The sequence below is a fragment of the Tardiphaga sp. vice154 genome, assembly GCF_007018645.1.
Taxonomy (GTDB): domain Bacteria; phylum Pseudomonadota; class Alphaproteobacteria; order Rhizobiales; family Xanthobacteraceae; genus Tardiphaga.
The window spans coordinates 1,535,325-1,553,181 of sequence record NZ_CP041399.1 but is presented as its reverse complement, the minus strand read 5'-3'; the positions used below and the strand labels follow the sequence as shown (position 1 = coordinate 1,553,181).

Here is a 17,857-nt window from a genome sequence, read left to right as displayed (position 1 = left end):
GGTGGAGGCCGGTTTTTGTTTAAGTGTGTCGGTCAAGGCGCCCCGTCCCACGAATCGATTTTATGGATTGGTCATTGTGTGGCGCGAGCAAGATGGTGCGGGGGCTTTGAACGTGATGGCTGCGAAAACGGCGCAACCTCTTTTCTCACAATCCACGGCATCAGATTTATGGCCTGATGCTCGAGATGATCGGTGATCACGGGAAGCTTCATGATGAACTCGAATAGCGTATCGAGCTCATGGGCTTCGCAGTAGCGTTCGCTCGTTTCGCTGTTGCCACCGTGCCCCATCAGGTCTGCGCGATCCTCTTCCGTCAACATCTTCTTCTTTAGCTGAGCGTTGAAGAGGTGCCGCACGGCGTGAGCGCCCAACCCCTCTTCCGTGATACCGGCTGACGTGAGGATCGGTCTGAATTGCTTGTAAAAACGATTTCCCAGCGGAGAGCGGCTGCTGGGAGAAAATAAATCGGGGAACAGCAACTTATAGCCAAGCGCCTTGATCGTCCTGACGTAATCGAGGAAGCCCAATCGGACCAACTCAGGATGAAGGGGCAAGTGTCGTTCGGACTGGACATTCTTGATGCGTCGCTGGTCGTTGGCCGCGATGTAGATGTACGGACGGCATTCCTCACGATCAAGAATAACGTCGTCCACCATTGCGCCGCACAGCTCCTCTCGCCGAGCACCCAAGTAGTAGATCAGGATCGGAACGAAATACAACGCGCAGTGAAATATCTGGCTCGCGCCTGCTTCACCCGGCGCGTCGAGATCGTCCCAGCCGGCGCAATTGGTGAACGGTGGCGTGCGAAAAATCGCTCGTGCACTCTCAATCGGCAATTTGGCTCTGGCATTGCGGGCACGTTTTGCGTCCTTCTTTTGCGCTTTGCCACGAAGTTTTTTCAGATTGATCGAATCGAAGCTTTTGATGCCGCGCGCACTACCGTGGCCGAATATTTGATCAAGGAACGTCAGATGTCGGTTCAGCGTATCTGCCCCGATGCCGCGCTTTTCCTCTGCGACCGACTTTCCTTTGTCGCGAAGCTCCTGAATGGTCGCCCTCTCGTCGCGCACCGACTTGCCGTAATGGACATAGATGTCATGGCGCAGGAAGTCGACAAATGCACCGACATGCTTCTGGAGCAGCAAGTTCACGTCAAGAATGCACTGATCCTGCACGATGAACTTGACGAACAGGTTCGAGATGCTTTTCGCCTGCCTCTGGGTCTTTTCGTCCCAATGACTGTCATTGGAGTTCTGCGCGATGACGCTCTCCGCAAATTGCGTGAAATCGCTGAAAGGAACAAATTGAGGAACAGTCGAGGCACGATCCTCGGAAAGAGGGTCGGCGAGACGATCCACCACCGGAGCTGCGGCCGCCCAAGGCGCCTTTGGTGGATCGTTTCGGGCCGCCATCATGCGATCCACCAAACCTTGATCCTCGACCCGTACTCCCCCGTAGCGGCGATCGATCTCGGCCAATGCCAACGCTATCCCGCGCAGGTACGTCCCTTGCGCGACATCAATGTTCATCGCAGTCGGCCGCGCCGCCACGGCTTGCAGCATCCGCTGCAGGATGTGGTGCTTGGTCGGGATCATTTCATTGATGCGCAGCAGGGCCAGATGGTCAATGACCGCCTCGATGTCGGCTTCGGAGAGACCGTCCGCGGACATCCGCAAGCGATCCTCGTCTCTGACGACGGCGGTAACGCCCTGGGCGTCCAGCAACGTGTAGGTCCAGAATGCCCTCTTGTCGTCGCGCTTCGACCGTTCCAGATCGAACCCCGGCCCACTTTTGTCGGCCAGCGCCACCCGTTCCAATTTGACCAGATGCGCATCGACGACGGCATGGAGCATGGCGTCGATTTGAGACCGTGACAGATGAATTTCAGCGGCGTCTGCGAGCATCGCGGCGTCTTCCAGGACGAGATCGAGCTGGGCCGCCAAGCGACGGGCGGTGGCGCGGCTCGTGGTTTTCAGGCTTAGAAAAACATGCGGGCGAACCAGGCAATTGACAAGAACGGCAGGTGTCCGACGTCTCCAATAGTAGGTGGCTTGCCTCCGAAAGATGTGGAAACCCATTGAGCGCAACACCCGTGCAGCAGCGACGTGTCGCAGCGCTGTGCATCAGCGCCCCAGCCAGGCCGATTTCATCAATGATTTCATGTCAGCAGGGCGGCCTGGCTGGCGACGCAGTACTGATCGCACCCGTCTCCACTGAAATTCCCAGCTAACAGGGAATTTTACAGGGAAATTTGCGGTTCCGAGGCTCCAAGCGCCGAGTCTGGAGCACGAAACCACTGCGCCGCAGCGGATTCTCTCGCAATTCCCTACTCAAATTAACAGGCAACATATTTCAAAGAACAGGGAATTTCTATTCGATAACAGGGAATTTCATCTCCGAAAATGATTTATGCTCTAGCGGCAAATTTTCAGCCCTATCCAAGTACGATCCGCAGCCGATGGATCGCGCCGTCGTCAACTAAAGGTATCCCCTCCGGGCGCGGCTGTAAGGCGGCACCTTCAAGCTCCGCACGGACGACGCCCCGGCTGACGCCGGACGGATTTTCAATAAAAATGTCGTAGCGGGCGGTTCGGTATCGAAGCGTGATTTCAAACCGCGGCCAGATCTTCGGAATGCAAGGATCTAAGTGCAGCGAGGTCCCAATGATGCGCAAGCCAAGAATGCTCTCAATACCGGCACGCTGCATCCATCCCGCGGAGCCGGTGTACCATGTCCACCCGCCGCGCCCGACATGCGGCTCTACCGCGTAGACATCTGCTGCGACAACGTAGGGCTCGACCTTGTAGCGATGCGCAGCGGCTGGGGCGCGTGCGTGATTGATCGGATTGAGAAGCGAAAACAGACTCGCCGCCTTGTCGCCCTCGCCCAGTTTCGCCAAAGCCATGACGGACCAAAGCGCCGCGTGTGTGTATTGGCCGCCATTCTCGCGAATGCCCGGCGGATACCCCTTTATGTAACCCGGATCGAGCGAGGTCTTGTCAAACGGAGGCCTGAACAGCAGCGCGATGCCATCCCGCACACGGACCAACTCTCGCTCAACTGCCATCATCGCTCGCGCAGCACGTTCGGAATCGGCCGCGCCCGAGATGACTGCCCATGACTGGGCGATCGAATCGATCTGACATTCATCGCTCGCTGCCGATCCCAAAGGCGTGCCATCGTCGAACCAACCGCGCCGATACCAGTCGCCGTCCCATGCCTCACGTTCGAGCGATGACTGCAGGGCCATAGCATGGGCTCGCCAGACAGAGGCGCGGCCAGTTTCACCGCGGGCATCGGCCAAGGGAGCAAATGCATTCAACGTCGCATACAACAACCAGCCCAGCCAGACGCTCTCGCCCTTGCCTGCTTCACCGACGCGATTCATTCCGTCGTTCCAGTCGCCAGTTCCGATTAGCGGTAGGCCATGTCCACCCAGGGCAAGGCTCTGGTCGAGTGCACGGGCGCAGTGTTCAAAGACAGTGGCGACCTCATCCGAGACCGTTGGCAGAAAGAAGCTGTCGTGTTCACGTGCAGCGAGCGTCTGGCCTTCCAGGAAAGGCACCATCGCATCCAATACAGCGGTATCGCCGCTGCCTTCGACGTAGTGCGCGGTGATGTAAGCCAACCACGCACGGTCGTCGGAAATGCGGGTCCGCACGCCTTGGCCGGAATGGGGCAGCCACCAATGTTGGACGTCGCCTTCAACGAATTGTCGTGAGGCTGCGCGTAGTAAGTGTTCTCGCGTCATCGCAGGGCGTGCCGCGACGAGCGCGGTGCCATCCTGAAGCTGGTCACGAAACCCGTAAGCACCGCTGGATTGATAGAATGCCGATCGCGCCCAGATGCGGCAGGCAAGCGTTTGATAAAGAAGCCAGCCGTTCAGCATGATATCCATTGAGCGATCGGGCGTTTTGACTTGAACGGCGCCGAGGAAATCATCCCAATATTGGACAATTTCGGACTGCACGGCGTCCAGGTCGGCCACTCGGTAACGTTCGATCAGGGTTCGCGCATCCTCCGCACTCGCCGCCTGGCCGATAAAGGCGACGAGCTCGATACTTTCCCCCGGGGCAAGCTTGATCGTCGTGGTCAGCGCGCTGCACGGATCGAGCCCGGCTCCTGTGCTTTTGGACAATGGTGTTCCGACACGCAATCCAGCAGGATTAGCAAGCGTCCCGTTGCGACTGTGAAAGCCGGAGCAATACTGCCTCACTGAAGCGGCCGATTTGTTTGGCTGCGCCGGAGTAAAACTGCGGCAGTTAGAGTCCTTTGTCTGGAACGGCAGGGGGCGGGGGATGAAGACAGTGGAGCTTTACGCGCGGGTCCGGCACGCCGTTCTGATCGAGGGGATCAGCGAGCGCGCTGCGGCAGATCGGTTCGGCATCAACGCCAGGACGGTCTCGAAGATGCTGAAGTTTTCGGTGCCGCCCGGATACGTGCGCAGGAAGCCACCGTTGCGGCCGAAGCTCGACGAGTTCAGCGGTATTATTGATGCGATTTTGGCGACCGACAAGGACCGGCCGAAGAAGCAGCGGCATACGTCCAAGCGGATTTTCGAGCGGCTCTTCGACGAGCACGGATTTACGGGCAAAATCACGATCGTGAAGGACTACGTTGCCGGCTGGCGCCAGCGGACGCAGGAGATGTTCGTGCCGCTTGCACATCCGCCAGGGCATGCCCAGGCCGACTTCGGCGAAGCGATCGGCGTCATCGGCGGCGTCGAGTGCAAGATCCACTTCTTCGCGATGGATTTGCCGCACTCCGACGCGATCTTCGTGGTGGGCTATCCGGCGGAGACGACGGAAGCGTTCTGCGACGGGCACGTGCGAGCATTCGCGTTCTTCGACGGCGTGCCGCAGTCGATTCTCTATGACAACACCAGGATCGCGGTTGCCCGCATTCTCGGCGATGGCAAGCGTCAGCGCACGCGCGTGTTCAGCGAGCTGCAATCGCATTACCTGTTCACGGATCGGTTTGGCCGCCCTGGCAAGGGTAACGACAAGGGCAAGGTCGAGGGGCTTGTGGGGTATGCGCGGCGGAACTTCCTGGTGCCGATCCCCGTATTCGCTGACTTCGAGGCCTTGAACGGGCATCTTCTAATTGGGTGCCGGAAGCGCCTTGCGGACCGGCTGCGCGGCCATGACGGCACGATTGGCGAGCGGCTGCAGCACGATCTCGCCGCGTTCCAGAAGCCGCTGCCGGCACCCTACGACGCTTGCGACAAGAAGCCGGGCAGCGTCAACTCGCTCTCGCTGGTGCGCTATCGGCTGAATGACTACTCGGTGCCGACGGCCTATGGGCACCAGAAGGTTCTGGTCCGTGGCTACGTGCACGAGGTCATCATCGCCTGCGGAGCCGAGGTGATTGCGCGCCATCCCCGCTCCTACGCGCGCGAGGACTTCGTGTTCAATCCGCTGCACTACCTGGCGCTCATCGAGCAGAAAATCAATGCGCTCGACCAGGCAGCCCCGCTCGCCGATTGGAAGTTGCCCGAGGAGTTCGCGACGCTGCGCCGCCTGCTGGAGGCCCGTATGGGCAGGTCCGGCAAGCGCGAGTTTGTGCAGGTGCTGCGGCTGATGGAGGTGTTCAAGGTTGACGACGTGGCCGCCGCCGTGCGCGACGCCATCGCGCGCGGTGCGGTCGGCTTCGATGCCGTGAAGCATCTGGTGCTGTGCCGTATCGAGCGGCGTCCGCCACGCCTCGACATGACGATCTATCCGTATTTGCCCAAAGCGACGGTCGCGACAACATCGGCGCGGTCGTACATGGATCTGTTGGCCGGAGTGGCGACATGACCGACACACCGCAGATCCTGCTCGCCCACCATCTGAAGGCGTTGAAGCTGCCGACGTTCCTGCGAGAGTACGACAAGGTCGCCCGGCTGTGTGCGGCTGAAGGCGTCGACCATCCGCGTTACCTGATGCGGCTGGCCGAGATGGAGATGATTGATCGCGAGCGACGTATGGTGGAGCGCCGGATCAAGGTGGCGCGGTTCCCGACCGTTAAAAGCCTCGACAGCTTCGACTTCCTGGCGTTGCCATCGCTAAACAAGATGTTGGTGCTGGAACTGGCGCGCTCCGACTACGTCGAGCGGCGCGAAAACATCATTGCTGTCGGCAACAGCGGCACGGGCAAGAGCCACATCGCGCTCGGGCTCGGCTTGGCGGCCTGCCAGAAGGGTCTATCGGTTGGCTTCATCACGGCGTCGGCTCTGGTCCACGAACTGCTCGAAGCGCGCGACGAAAAACGGCTACTGCGTCTTCAGCGTCAGCTCGCCGGCTACAAGCTGCTGATCATCGACGAACTCGGCTATGTACCACTCTCTGTGACCGGGGCCGAGCTGCTGTTCGAGGTCTTCAGCCAGCGCTACGAGCGAGGCAGCACGTTGGTCACGAGCAATCTGCCGTTCGACGAGTGGACGTCCGTGTTCGGCTCAGAGCGGCTCACCGGCGCGCTCCTCGACCGCCTCACGCATCACGTCCATATTCTCGAGATGAACGGCGACAGCTTCAGGCTCGCCGACTCCAGACGCCGGTCACGCCGAGCGCGGTCAGAACCGCCGTCGGACGCAGCCCCTCAGGAATGAAACGCGACAAGCAAGAAGGCCCCCGATCGGGGGCCTTCTTGCTTGCGTCCGTGCTGCACTTTTACTCCGGCCAGCCGCTGTAAAATCTCTCCGGCGTTGACATGCGACCGATGAATTCGTGGCGATCGCCGGTCCAGCCTGTCTGCCGGCCGCCCAAGTCAGCGAAGGCGATCCGCGATCCGAAAGCAGCGATCCAGGGATTTCGCGCGAACATTGCGCCGGTCGCAACATCGATCTCCGTTGCGACAAATGCCGCAGACGCCTGGCGCGAGGGGCCAAGAACTCATTCCACATAGGCCGCAACACAGAGGTCTCGCGCGCGGCCCGATTGATTGTGAAGCTTGAGGCGCGAGATCTTGATCGGATCGACCAACGGCACGAATTGCACCAGATCGACTGCGATGTCCCGGCCCGTATGTGTGAATCGACTGAATCCATGGCCATGACGTGCAACATATGTTACGCCCTCGGTCCGGATCGGCAACGCAGCGGCGCTCCAGAGTTCGCCGGTCTCGTTGTCGCGAAGATAAAACGCCTCGCCCGACCGATCGGTCACAGGATCGTTCGACCACGGCGTCAGCTGGTTTTCCCGGCTGTTGACCGACCAGGTACTGCCGCCACCTTCGGTTCCCACCTGGAATCCGAAGGTGGGATTGGCGATAACATTGATCCAGGGCGCCGGCGTCGATTGGCCCGGCGTAAGGATGGTGACATATTCCCGTCCCTGATCAGAAAATCCATCAAGTCCATTGAAGAACTCAAGATCCTTCGATGACGGTAAGGCCTCCGTCGAGGGCATCGTCGGCGGAGCAATACGCTTCGGATGCAGCGCTGCTGGCACCATCCTGCGGGCGGGCGCCAGGTATGCTCCCGAGGATGCTCACAAGCGGGTTCAAACGATTTCAAGGCCGGGGTCCGCCGACAGCGCATCCGTCACGATATTTTCGCGCTCGACCTCCGACCCGCTCATCTCAGTCCTCTCGCCCTGGCAAGGGCCTCATCGTCGTCGTCGGCGCACCTTGGGCGTTCGCGGCAACCACCGGGCCACCGCTCAGGGCGGATGACACATAGTAACGGTAACGAACGCCTTTCTTGACCGCATACATTGACGTCATCCGGTTGCCTCGGTCGTCGAAGATGAGGCCCATCGAGATCGAGTCCGAGGCCCGGGCCACGGTATGATTGTTCCGTTGCTGATCGAGCCTCTGCGTCTGGCGCTGGTAAGAGCGCTTCGCCGAGGAAGGTCTCATTGGCCTTCTGCGCGACAAGACGCGGCCCTCGCGCATCAAGCTGCTCGAACATGATGTTGCCGATCCTACATCTCGGAATTGGTCATGGTTCTTGTCCCCATGTCTCGCTTTACCATCGACGTCTCCTAAACCGTGCGCTGGTAGAAGGGTTTCTCGCCGGCCGCGTGGTCCGTCGTGTCCACGATGTCGACAATCTCCGGTGCCACCCTGCGCACCATGACCTCGAACCCCTGTCGCAAGGTGACGGAAGAGGCAGCGCAACCTTGGCAGCCTCCGCTCATCGCAATGAAGAGGTTGCCGTACCGAACGTCGACGATTGAGATCTTCCCGCCATGGTTTGCGATCGAACGATTCACTTCGCGATCCAGGAGTTCTTGAACGCACGCACGAATCTCGTCGTCGGTTCGGCCCCGCGCACCTGCGGTGCGAGGAGCCTCGAAGATCGCGGGCACACCTGTGAGCAGCTGCGTCCGGATGGCCGCGCCGATTGCCGATTTCAGCGCCGACCACGCGACACTCGGGTCCTTTCCAACCGTCACCACGGTCTCGGCCACGAGCACATGGCAAACGCCCGGAAGGGCGAAGAGTCGCTCGACGAGGGGCGAGCCGGATGCCCGATCCTTGCTGTCGAAAAAGAACGGGCCACCCGGATGCACTGTCCGGCTGACCGTAAACTTGCACGTGTCGGGGTCGGCCTGTGATGTCTCGGCGCGGACGGTGGTCGTCGGGTCTATGGATAGGACCTCAGACATCTTCCACAACCCTGGCTGCACCGCGTTCACCGAAGGCCCGCAGGTGCTCGAACGAGTAGATCCCCGTGCTGTGACCGTCGTTCCAGCTGATGGTGATGGCGTAGTTGCCCACGCTGGTGATCGTGCGGGGGGTTACGTCCGGTCGCACGCTCTTTGGATCCAGGAGAGGGCGCCCGCTCATCTCTTCGACACAGACGGCGCATCGGCACGCCAATCGGAGGTCCCGGACGTCGAAGTCGTTCCGCTGGCCGTCTTCCCAGAGCACGGACAGCGTGCGAGTGTCGCGCAGGCGGAAGCCAATCGCCGTCGTTCGCGAGCCCGATGGTCGGATCGCACTCTCGACCCAGCGAGGCTCGTCCTTGCCGGTTTCCCAGGTCCACGCGAACGGCTTCAGCCCCGTGGTTGGAAGTCCCTGGAGGTGGCCGGCCAATTCCGTGGCGATTGCCTGGTAAGCCATAGCAGCCACTGAGTTCGGCTTTTCCAGGACAATCGGGCGGCCGTTATCGCCGCCCATGACGATGTCTGCGTCCAAGGGGATTGCGCCCAGGAACGGCACGCCGAGCTCCCTGCTCATCCGCTCACCGCCGCCACTGCGGAACACGTCTGTGCCCTTTCCGCAGTGAGGACACGTGAAGGTGCTCATGTTCTCAATGATGCCGAGTATGGGGACATGAACGGTCTCGAACATCCGCAAACCGCGACGGGCGATCTTCAAGCTCACGTCCTGCGGCGTTGTCACGATGATCGCACCTGACAAAGGGTAGCTCTGCGCCAGCGTCAGCTGGGTGTCACCGGTCCCGGGCGGGAGGTCGAGAATCAAGTAGTCTAGGCGTCCCCACTGCACGGTACCGATGAACATCTTCAGGTACTTGCCCACCATCGGTCCGCGCAAGATGACCGGGCTGTCGTCCCCCGTCAGCATGCCCATCGACATTACTTTCAGGTTGTGGCGATCGGCGGGGACGATCTTGCCGTCCGGGGTGGTCGTGGGCGGCTGACCGACCGGAAGCCCCAGCATGCCAGGGATGCTCGGGCCGAGGATGTCCGCATCTACGAGCCCGATCCTGCCCCCGATCTGTTGGAGCGCGAACGCGAGATTCACGCTGACCGTGGACTTGCCCACGCCGCCCTTGCCGCTGCCGACCGCGATGACGTGGCGGATCCCAGGTAGCTTCTCTGGGCTGGCGGATGCTTGGGACGACGCGCCAGGCGCGTGCTGGTCGTCGTCGTGCGGGTCGGTCGTCTGCATTCCTCAGTTCCTTTCTTTTCTCACCGTGCTCGGTGGCTGCTCCTACGCCTCGACCTCGATGTCGGTTCTCGTCACGCGAACGCCGTATCGCACAACGGCTCGCTGGGCCGGCGGACCTACGACTTCGCCGGTCTGAACGTCGAATGTGGCGCCGTGCCAGGACAGGTCACTTCTCCATCAGCGCGAGGCTCGCCGCGGTGAGTGTAGGTGTTGTCGAGCGCGAAGAACTGGCTGTCGTTGAACAGGGCAATCTGCTTGCCCATTACCTCGACCAGAGGCGCCTGACCCGGCTAGATCTCAGTTGTCCTCGCTGCCTTCACAAAGTCAGCCATCGATCTTTTCCTCCTATCTATGTATTCCCCCGGTAAAGGCGTTTTCGGGTTTTGACGGAGCCTGCTAAGTGATTGAAAGTGCTATTGCGCCATGGAACGAAACTGGTGGAGCTTGGAAGCAAATCCCGTTAACGTGACAATGTCCGTAAAACGCACCCAAAGCGACATGTCCATCGGCAGTTTCTCCCATCACGGGAGAGGTCGGAAGCTAATGCACCGGCAGCGCCGCTAGGCTTTCCATCGCCGCGATGCGGTTCTTGACCGCCTTCTGCACTTTCTCAAACGCGCGAATCTCGATCTGCCGCACGCGTTCGCGCGACACGCCGAATTCGGGGGCGAGATCTGCCAGCGTCATCGGCTCGTCGGAGAGACGTCGCGCCTCGAAGATGCGGCGCTCGCGGTCGTTGAGCACGCCCATTGCGCCGTTGAGCGCGTTGCGGCGGTGATCGAACTCCTCGTGCTCGGCGAGGATGGCTTCCTGGTTGGGCGAATGATCGACCAGCCAGTCCTGCCATTCGCCGGGTTCGCCGTCGTCGCGGATCGGCGCGTTGAGCGATGCGTCGCCGCCGAGACGCCGGTTCATATCAACAACGTCCTGCTCGGTGACGCCGAGCCGGGTCGCAATGGCCTTCACATGATCGGGGTGCATATCACCCTCTTCAAGCGCGGAGATCTTGCTCTTGGCCTTGCGCAGGTTGAAGAATAGCTTCTTCTGGTTCGCGGTAGTGCCCATTTTCACGAGCGACCACGAACGCAGGATGTATTCCTGGATCGACGCCTTGATCCACCACATCGCGTAGGTGGTGAGACGGAAGCACTTCTCGGGCTCGAACCGCTTCACCGCCTGCATCAGGCCGACATTGCCCTCGGAGACAACTTCGGAAATCGGCAGACCATAGCCGCGATAGCCCATGGCGATCTTGGCCACGAGTCGCAGATGGCTGGTGACAAGGTGGTGCGCCCCGTCGCGATCGTCATGCTCGCGCCAACGCTTGGCGTGCGTATATTCTTCCTGGCGCCCCAACATCGGGAACCGCCGGATTTCCTCAAGATAATGGGTGAGGCCGCGTTCAGTCGTAAGGATCGGCACGGCCGCGGTGTGGACCATAATTAGCACCCTCCGATAGGTTCGAAACAAAACTATCAATATCTAATCGGTTGTCAAGTTGATTTCGAAACACTACTATGTTCGAATAGGCAATTCTTCGAAGAGGCAATCATGTCAGTGCGCGAAACGGCGGAACTCCTGCTGCTGATGGGACGGCGCGTGCAAGCCGAGGGTTATGACGGCGAACTCAGTCCCGCCCAATGGATGACGCTCCGCTACTTCGCCCGCGCGAACAAGTTCTCCCGGAACCCATCGGCACTCGCGGAGTTTCAAGCGACCACCCGTGGCACCGCATCGCAAACCATCAAGGCACTTGAGGCAGGTGGGTACTTGGTCCGACGCCGATCCGCGGCGGATGGGCGAAGCGTCAATCTCCGATTGACGGGCAAAGGTAATAAAGCGGTTGCGCGCGATCCGTTCGAAGTTCTGGTGCGCGCCGTGAATTCGCTCGACGCGGAAGAGCAAACTGCGATGCACCACCCCCTGCACCAAGTGCTGACCACTGTAGCTGCGAGTGGGGCGCATCGGCGCTTCGGTGTTTGCCAGGACTGCGCGTGCCTCGGTGGAGAAACCTGCTGCGACTCAACGAACGCGACCCTCTCGTCCCTCAAATGTCTACTGTTCGGCGTTCCGATCGAGCCCGAGGACGCCGGTCTTCTATGCGTCCATTTTCAGCCAACGAGCGAGCACCACGATGGCGCATATGGTGAATGAGTTGACCTCTGCAATCTGCTGGAAGGAGGCCTGATTGACCTACATCGTCAACGAAGAATGCATCAAGTGCAAGTACATGGACTGCGTCGAGGTGTGTCCTGTGGACTGCTTCTACGAGGGCGAGAACATGCTCGTCATCCACCCGGACGAATGCATCGATTGCGGTGTTTGCGAGCCGGAATGCCCAGTTGAGGCGATCAAACCCGACACCGCGCCCGGACTCGAAAAATGGCTCGTCATCAATGCCGAATTTGCTCGGGTTTGGCCGAACATCATCGCAAAGCGGGAGCCGCCGCCAGATGCAAAGGAGTGGGAAAGCGTGCCGGGCAAGTATGAAAAATACTTTTCGCCCAAGCCCGGCGACAGCGACATCGGGACTGGCGCAGAGGCCGGGGCTGCCGACGTGATATCCCCTGTCGCAGATGAGATGGAAAACCCATGACGCTCGAGAACATCCTCGCGGACTTCCAGCTGCTGGATGACTGGGAGGACCGCTATCGCTACGTTATTGAGCTCGGCCGCAACCCTGTCCCCGCTGCCGGAATCGGCGCGAACGGTGGCAAACAAAGTTCGCGGCTGCGCCAGTCAGGTCTGGCTCGCGACCGAGGTCAATGGCGCCCCCGCCGCGGCCGCGTCGTGCCTCATCCTCAGGGGCGACAGTGACGCCCATATCGTGCGGGGCCTCATTGCCATGCTCTTTGCGATCTACTCGGGCCGTTGCGCGGATGAAATTGTTCGGGTCGATGTGCAGGGCGTGTTCCGGCGTCTCGGGTTGGCCGAGCACTTGACGCCGCAGCGCTCGAATGGATTCGCCTCGATGGTCGAGCGCATCTGCACCGACGCCCGCCGCGCCATGAGCGGAGAGGCGAGGACGGCTTGAGCCGCGCACCGCACCAACAAATAACGATCAAGTGAGTCTGTTCAATCTTGTGAGGAAGGCGTCATGACATTTATACCAGAAGACCTCGCTGTAACGACGAACACCGATGGGAACCGCCTTCAGACGATCGCTTCACGGCTTCGGAAGCACCTTCAAAAGATTGCCGAGCGGCGGGTTCCGATCACCTATCAGGAGCTTGCCAAGGCACTGGGGCTGACGCCCCCGAACACCATTCATCAGGTGGCGGAGGCGTTGGAGCATCTCATGGCAGAGGATGCGGCGACCGCCCGCCCCTTCATCGCGGCCATCGCCATCAGCAAGGCGCGGGGCGGCCTGCCGGCCCCAGGGTTCTTCGACTGCGCGGCGCGGCTCGGACGCTTCGACGGCGATGAAGCAGGACTCGAGGCGTGGGCCTTCCATGCGCGGGAGTTCGCCGCCGCGGTCGCGTTCTGGGCGGCAACGGCAACCACTGGCAAGAGCGGGTAAAGAGGCATGGGCCTTCACTCGGATCAGGCATCGGATTCGACCCGGTTGAGGCTCGTGTCGCGCGGCAGCGCGGGCGGCCGGCCGCACGTGGTCATTGTTGGCGCCGGGTTCGGCGGCCTGACCGCCGCGAAACGGCTCGCCAAGGCAGCCGTCGAGGTCACTCTGATCGACCGCGAGAACCACCACCTCTTTCAGCCGCTGCTATACCAGGTGGCGACGGCCGGACTGTCGCCGGCCGACATCGCCTGGCCTATTCGAGGTCTGGTCCGAGACCAGCGCAACACAAGCGTGCTGCTGGGCGCGGTCACCGGGGTCGATCGTGTGCGCAAACGCGTAATCATGGCAGATCGCAACATTAGCTATGACGTTCTGGTGCTCGCGACCGGGGCGACGCATGGCTATTTCGGCAATGATAGCTGGGCCGCCCACGCGCCCGGCCTGAAGGCGATCGACGACGCCACGGAGATCCGCCGCCGTCTGCTGCTCGCCTTCGAGCGTGCGGAGATGGAAGCCGATGCGCGCGAGCGCGAACGGTTCCTGACGATCGTCATCGTCGGCGGCGGGCCGACCGGAGTCGAGATGGCCGGCGCCGTCGTCGAGCTGGCGCGCAAGGCGCTCGCGGCCGACTTCCGCGCCATCGATCCACGGCAGACGCGCGTGCTGCTGGTTGAGGCCGGACCACGGTTACTGCCAAGCTTTCCGGAACCGCTGTCGCGCTATGCTGAGCAGGTGCTTCGGCGCCTCGGCGTGGATGTCCGCCTGAAACAGGCGGTCACGCGTTGCAGTGCGACCGGGGTCACGCTGGGCGACCAGAACGTGTCCGCGGGCACGGTGATCTGGGCGGCGGGGATCGCCGCCTCGCCGGTTGCCGCCTGGCTCGCCGTGGAGGGTGATCGCGTTGGCCGTGTGTTGGTCGGAACCGATTTGCGGCCGCCCGGCATGGACGACGTTTTCGTCATCGGCGACACGGCGCTCGCTCATGACAATGCGGGCGAGCCATTCCCTGGCATCGCCCCGGTCGCCAAGCAGCAGGGCGCTTATGTAGCCGAAGCTATCAAGGCGCGCCTGATCGGCAAGGCCGAGCCACCCCCCTTCCGCTATCGGGACCGAGGCCAGCTCGCGACGGTCGGCCGCAAGGCAGCCGTCATCGCGTTCGGGCGCTTGCGGCTCAAGGGACGGCTTGCGTGGTGGATCTGGGGCATCGCCCACATCTACTTCCTGATGAGTCTGCGCAATCGGCTGATCGTCATGACGCAGTGGCTCTGGTCCTATGTCAGCTTCGAGCGCGGCGCGCGACTCATCACCGGCATGCGCACCACCCTCGAACCCGACGGGATAGGCAGTCGAGACGACGACGATGCTCGCCCGCCGGACGGACAAAGAGCAGCTTGAACAACCTGCGACGTACTGGGAGTCGCCGATGACCACCCACATATCCATCTCAACATGGGCAACAGAAGTGATCGGGTTTTTCAATGACATTAACGACTGATAGCCGGCCCCGTCACCCGGAAAAGGCGCACAAGCCGGACAATCCGATTCAGCGCACGCCTGCCTGGATCCGGGTCAAGGCGCCGACCTCGTCCACCTACCACGAGACGCGCAGGATTATCCGCGAAAACAATCTCCGCACGGTGTGCGAGGAAGCGGCCTGTCCCAATATCGGGGAATGCTGGTCCAAGAAACACGCCACCATGATGATCATGGGCGCGCTCTGCACGCGGGCCTGCACCTTTTGCAATGTTGCGACCGGGAAGCCGGGCGCGCTCGACCCCTTCGAGCCGACCAATGTCGGCTCCGCCGTGGCCCGCCTCGGGCTTGCGCATGTCGTGATTACGTCGGTCGATCGTGACGATCTGGCCGATGGTGGGGCGGGACATTTCGCGGCAGTGATTCAAGCCATCCGCGTAGCGACCCCGAACACGACCATCGAGGTGCTGACCCCGGACTTCCTGCGCAAGCACGGTGCGGAAGAGACCGTCGTTGCGGCCAAGCCGGATATCTTCAATCACAACCTGGAGACCGTGCCGCGGCTCTATGCCTCGGTGCGGCCGGGCGCGCGCTATTTCAATTCGTTGCGCCTGCTCGATCGGGTCAAGCAATTGGATCCCGCGATGTTCACCAAGTCCGGCATCATGGTCGGCCTGGGAGAGAGCGAGGTCGAGGTCCGCCAGGTCATGGACGACCTGCGCGCGGCCGATGTCGATTTCCTGACCATCGGCCAGTATCTACAGCCGAACCCAAGCATCATGTCGTCGATCGTTTCGTCACGCCGGAGGAGTTCAAGCGCTTTGAGTCCATGGCCTATGTCATGGGCTTCTTCATGGTCTCGGCCTCGCCTCTGACGCGTTCCTCTTATCACGCTGCCGAAGATTTCGCGCGTCTACGGGCCGCGCGCGAGGCGCTACTTCTTCCGGCCCAAGGTGACCCTTAACTATCCATATCACTCAAAGGATTTACAGCATGAAAACCGGAGGCGACAAAATCGAAGCATTCAGCGTGGCCGGCGTGAAGCAGGCTTCAACGAACACGAGGAGAACGGCCAATCGGCGTTCGAGATGAAACACCGAGCAGTCGTTCCCGGGCAAGAAACGTGAGCATTTCTTTAGCACGTCTTCCAAGGTCGCGCTGCCGACGAGGTCGGCGCGAATCCTGGCTTCGATGGCGGTGAGCTGCTTGGCCTTCGTCAGCACTAAGCCCATTCCGTCCACCGGGGATCCATGCATCAACGCCCATACGCGGGCGCCCTGCCGGACCAATAGATAATGAATTTGAGGAAGCATTTATGCCGTACCGCTACTCCCCAAGAACGCTCCGTTTTCTCGGGAGGAGATTGGCGTTTTGAACAAGGTCGTGGCGCGAACGACGCCGCTGCAGCGAAGCTGGCTCGCTGGCTTTTTCGCGGGCTTCGAGGCGGTGCAGGGCGCTCTGGCGGCACCGGCGGCTGCGCTAAGCCGCGGGCGTCTCTCACGGTCCTCTACGCCTCCGAGAGTGGCAATGCCGAAGGCCTCGCCATAAAGGCGAAGAAGGCCGCACAGAAGCACGGCCTCGATGCACGCGTCATCGACATGGCGGACGCCGACATGGGCATCCTCGCCAATGCGAAGAACCTCATCGTCTATGTGGCGACGTGGGGCGAGGGCGAACCGCCGGGCCGCGCGGCCGACTTCTATCATGCTCTGATGAGCGACGGTGCGCCGCGGCTCGATGACGTCCGGTTCGCGGTGCTCGCGCTGGGCGACACGGCTTATACGCAATTCTGCGCGACCGGCAACGCGATCGATGCGCGCCTCGAGGCGCTGGGCGCCTCTCGTGCGGCCGACCGCATCGATCTCGATCTCGACTTCGCGAAGCAGGCAGTCGAGTGGACGCAGGGCGCGCCACCAAGCTTGCGCCGGCCGATGCGCCGTCGTTGACGGTCGTGCACGTTGACTTCAATAGCTCTGCGCAACCGGCGGACGAGGACGAGCCGCTCTACACGCGACGACCCCGCTCGAAGCCGAGATCACGGCGTTGATTAACCTCAATGGCACCAGCTCGACGCGCGAGACTTGGCACGTCGAACTCGCCTCCGATGCTCCTGGCTTCACCTATGTGCCGGGTGACGCTATCGGCATAGTCTTGAGAACGATCCCGACCTCGTCGCCGAGGTCGCCGCGGCGGCAGGGCTCGGTTCGCAGGCCGTGGTTTTGCAGAAGTTGCGCCAGAGGTACGACGTTACGACGCTGTCGCGGCCGCTGGTCGAGGCGTATGCAAAGCTGACCGGCCGCGCCGATGTGGCCAAGCTCAAGGAGCAGGAGGCGTTCGCCAAGTTCGCGGCCGGTCGCCAGCTGATAGATCTCCTCCAAGCATTTCCCGAGAAGCTGTCAGCGGACCAGCTCTTCGGCCTCCTGAGGCCGCTGCCGGGCCGGCTCTACTCGGTCGCATCGAGCCAGAAGGCGCACCCTGGCGAGACGCATCTTCTCGTCGGCGCGGTGCGGTGGGACTCGTACGGCAAGGCGCGCAAGGGCGTCGCTTCGACCCATCTCGGAGACCGGCGCCGCATTGGTGATACCGCCAAGATCTACGTGAATCCGAACCGCCATTTCCGCCTGCCGTTAGACGGTGCACGTCCGATCATCATGATCGGTGCTGGCATGGGCGTTGCCCCCTATCGCGCTTTTGTCGAGGAGCGGTTCGAGACCGGAGCCAAGGGTCCGAGCTGGCTGTTCTTCGGTGAGCGCAACTACACGTTTGACTTCCTATACCAGCTCGAATGGCAGGATTACTTGTCGATCGGCGCGCTCACTCGCATCGACGTCGCCTTCTCACGCAATCAGCCGGAGAAGATTTACGTCCAGCAGCGCCTGCAAGAGGTTCGGTCTTTGGTAGAGCCGGTCCGGTAGCGGCGTGAGCAATCCCCTGCATATGGAGCGCTTCGTTGTGCCGGGGAAAACCATTGCTGGCCATCGGGCGGAGCGGCCTGGAGGTGGCGATGGCGGGAGAGCCCTTTTACGT

Annotated in this window: 13 protein-coding genes and 5 pseudogenes; 10 read left to right on the top strand and 8 right to left on the bottom strand. The window is 61.5% G+C overall.

All coding sequences use genetic code 11. The features are described from left to right. Positions 1 to 71: 71 nt before the first annotated feature. Both FIU28_RS07260 and FIU28_RS07255 read right to left on the bottom strand, forming a co-directional pair. The gene (locus FIU28_RS07260; protein ID WP_143572301.1) at positions 72 to 2,078 is read right to left on the bottom strand and encodes a DUF6538 domain-containing protein; all 2,007 of its coding nucleotides are present in this window, start codon (positions 2,076 to 2,078) and stop codon (positions 72 to 74) included. A 356-nt stretch (positions 2,079 to 2,434) separates the two neighbouring features. Next, positions 2,435 to 4,195: pseudogene (locus FIU28_RS07255) on the bottom strand (GH36-type glycosyl hydrolase domain-containing protein); the annotation flags it as partial. 103 nt (positions 4,196 to 4,298) lie between these two features. Between FIU28_RS07255 and istA the strand changes: the two are divergent. Together istA and istB are read left to right on the top strand one after the other, a co-directional pair. Next, positions 4,299 to 5,798 (top strand): IS21 family transposase, encoded by a 1,500-nt coding sequence (gene istA / locus FIU28_RS07250; RefSeq protein ID WP_143572299.1) that lies wholly within the window; start codon positions 4,299 to 4,301, stop codon positions 5,796 to 5,798. Then, on the top strand, positions 5,795 to 6,589 hold the full coding sequence (gene istB / locus FIU28_RS07245; RefSeq protein ID WP_143571963.1) for an IS21-like element helper ATPase IstB: 795 nt from the start codon (positions 5,795 to 5,797) through the stop codon (positions 6,587 to 6,589). The genes istA and istB overlap by 4 nt, the downstream gene beginning before the upstream one ends. Before the next feature lie 61 nt (positions 6,590 to 6,650). On the opposite strand, the pseudogene FIU28_RS07240 reads toward istB, so the two are convergent. The 5 genes and pseudogenes from FIU28_RS07240 to rpoH form a co-directional block, all read right to left on the bottom strand. After that, a pseudogene (locus FIU28_RS07240) lies at positions 6,651 to 7,388 on the bottom strand (hypothetical protein). 576 nt (positions 7,389 to 7,964) lie between these two features. After that, entirely contained in the window at positions 7,965 to 8,591 is a 627-nt protein-coding gene (locus tag FIU28_RS07235) for a NifU family protein (protein WP_143572298.1), read from the bottom strand. Beyond that, the gene (locus tag FIU28_RS07230) at positions 8,584 to 9,840 is read right to left on the bottom strand and encodes a P-loop NTPase (RefSeq protein WP_143572297.1); all 1,257 of its coding nucleotides are present in this window, start codon (positions 9,838 to 9,840) and stop codon (positions 8,584 to 8,586) included. Before FIU28_RS07230 ends, FIU28_RS07235 begins: the two co-directional genes overlap by 8 nt. A 116-nt stretch (positions 9,841 to 9,956) precedes the next feature. Beyond that, positions 9,957 to 10,103, bottom strand: coding sequence for a Rieske (2Fe-2S) protein (locus FIU28_RS07225; RefSeq protein WP_143572296.1), 147 nt, complete (start codon positions 10,101 to 10,103; stop codon positions 9,957 to 9,959). Between the two features lie 277 nt (positions 10,104 to 10,380). Next, positions 10,381 to 11,280 (bottom strand): RNA polymerase sigma factor RpoH, encoded by a 900-nt coding sequence (rpoH, locus tag FIU28_RS07220; RefSeq protein ID WP_143572295.1) that lies wholly within the window; start codon positions 11,278 to 11,280, stop codon positions 10,381 to 10,383. 111 nt (positions 11,281 to 11,391) lie between these two features. On the opposite strand from rpoH, the gene FIU28_RS07215 reads away from it, so the two are divergent. The 6 genes and pseudogenes from FIU28_RS07215 to lipA all read left to right on the top strand — a co-directional run bounded on the left by FIU28_RS07215 (position 11,392) and on the right by lipA (position 15,794). Continuing rightward, entirely contained in the window at positions 11,392 to 11,994 is a 603-nt protein-coding gene (locus tag FIU28_RS07215) for a MarR family winged helix-turn-helix transcriptional regulator (protein WP_143572294.1), read from the top strand. A 34-nt stretch (positions 11,995 to 12,028) separates the two neighbouring features. Then, positions 12,029 to 12,364: pseudogene (gene fdxA, locus FIU28_RS07210) on the top strand (ferredoxin FdxA); the annotation flags it as partial. Positions 12,365 to 12,432: 68 nt separating this feature from the next. Further along, a pseudogene (locus FIU28_RS07205) lies at positions 12,433 to 12,874 on the top strand (SufE family protein). A gap of 63 nt (positions 12,875 to 12,937) precedes the next feature. After that, on the top strand, positions 12,938 to 13,360 hold the full coding sequence (locus FIU28_RS07200) for a hypothetical protein (protein WP_210245488.1): 423 nt from the start codon (positions 12,938 to 12,940) through the stop codon (positions 13,358 to 13,360). A 6-nt stretch (positions 13,361 to 13,366) separates the two neighbouring features. Further along, a complete protein-coding gene (locus FIU28_RS07195; RefSeq protein WP_143572292.1) occupies positions 13,367 to 14,752 on the top strand; it encodes an NAD(P)/FAD-dependent oxidoreductase in 1,386 nt (461 codons plus the stop codon). Positions 14,753 to 14,835: 83 nt separating this feature from the next. After that, positions 14,836 to 15,794: pseudogene (lipA, locus tag FIU28_RS07190) on the top strand (lipoyl synthase). Between the two features lie 22 nt (positions 15,795 to 15,816). On the opposite strand, the gene FIU28_RS07185 reads toward lipA, so the two are convergent. After that, a complete protein-coding gene (locus FIU28_RS07185) occupies positions 15,817 to 16,053 on the bottom strand; it encodes a hypothetical protein (RefSeq protein WP_168209938.1) in 237 nt (78 codons plus the stop codon). A 72-nt stretch (positions 16,054 to 16,125) separates the two neighbouring features. Between FIU28_RS07185 and FIU28_RS26880 the strand changes: the two genes are divergently transcribed. Next, positions 16,126 to 16,776: a flavodoxin domain-containing protein gene (locus tag FIU28_RS26880; protein ID WP_246660901.1), complete on the top strand. Its 651-nt coding sequence runs from the start codon at positions 16,126 to 16,128 to the stop codon at positions 16,774 to 16,776. Positions 16,777 to 17,049: 273 nt separating this feature from the next. Next, a complete protein-coding gene (locus tag FIU28_RS26875; RefSeq protein ID WP_246660900.1) occupies positions 17,050 to 17,745 on the top strand; it encodes a hypothetical protein in 696 nt (231 codons plus the stop codon). Positions 17,746 to 17,857: the final 112 nt, after the last annotated feature.

Excerpts from the sequence above, each read along its gene's own strand:
- FIU28_RS07260 (WP_143572301.1), bottom strand. The coding sequence starts at position 2,078 with ATGGGTTTCCACATCTTTCGGAGGCAAGCCACCTACTATTGGAGACGT.
- istA (WP_143572299.1), top strand. The coding sequence starts at position 4,299 with ATGAAGACAGTGGAGCTTTACGCGCGGGTCCGGCACGCCGTTCTGATC.
- istB (WP_143571963.1), top strand. The coding sequence starts at position 5,795 with ATGACCGACACACCGCAGATCCTGCTCGCCCACCATCTGAAGGCGTTG.
- FIU28_RS07235 (WP_143572298.1), bottom strand. The coding sequence starts at position 8,591 with ATGTCTGAGGTCCTATCCATAGACCCGACGACCACCGTCCGCGCCGAG.
- FIU28_RS07230 (WP_143572297.1), bottom strand. The coding sequence starts at position 9,840 with ATGCAGACGACCGACCCGCACGACGACGACCAGCACGCGCCTGGCGCG.
- FIU28_RS07225 (WP_143572296.1), bottom strand. The coding sequence starts at position 10,103 with ATGGGCAAGCAGATTGCCCTGTTCAACGACAGCCAGTTCTTCGCGCTC.
- rpoH (WP_143572295.1), bottom strand. The coding sequence starts at position 11,280 with ATGGTCCACACCGCGGCCGTGCCGATCCTTACGACTGAACGCGGCCTC.
- FIU28_RS07215 (WP_143572294.1), top strand. The coding sequence starts at position 11,392 with ATGTCAGTGCGCGAAACGGCGGAACTCCTGCTGCTGATGGGACGGCGC.
- FIU28_RS07200 (WP_210245488.1), top strand. The coding sequence starts at position 12,938 with ATGACATTTATACCAGAAGACCTCGCTGTAACGACGAACACCGATGGG.
- FIU28_RS07195 (WP_143572292.1), top strand. The coding sequence starts at position 13,367 with ATGGGCCTTCACTCGGATCAGGCATCGGATTCGACCCGGTTGAGGCTC.
- FIU28_RS26880 (WP_246660901.1), top strand. The coding sequence starts at position 16,126 with ATGAATTTGAGGAAGCATTTATGCCGTACCGCTACTCCCCAAGAACGC.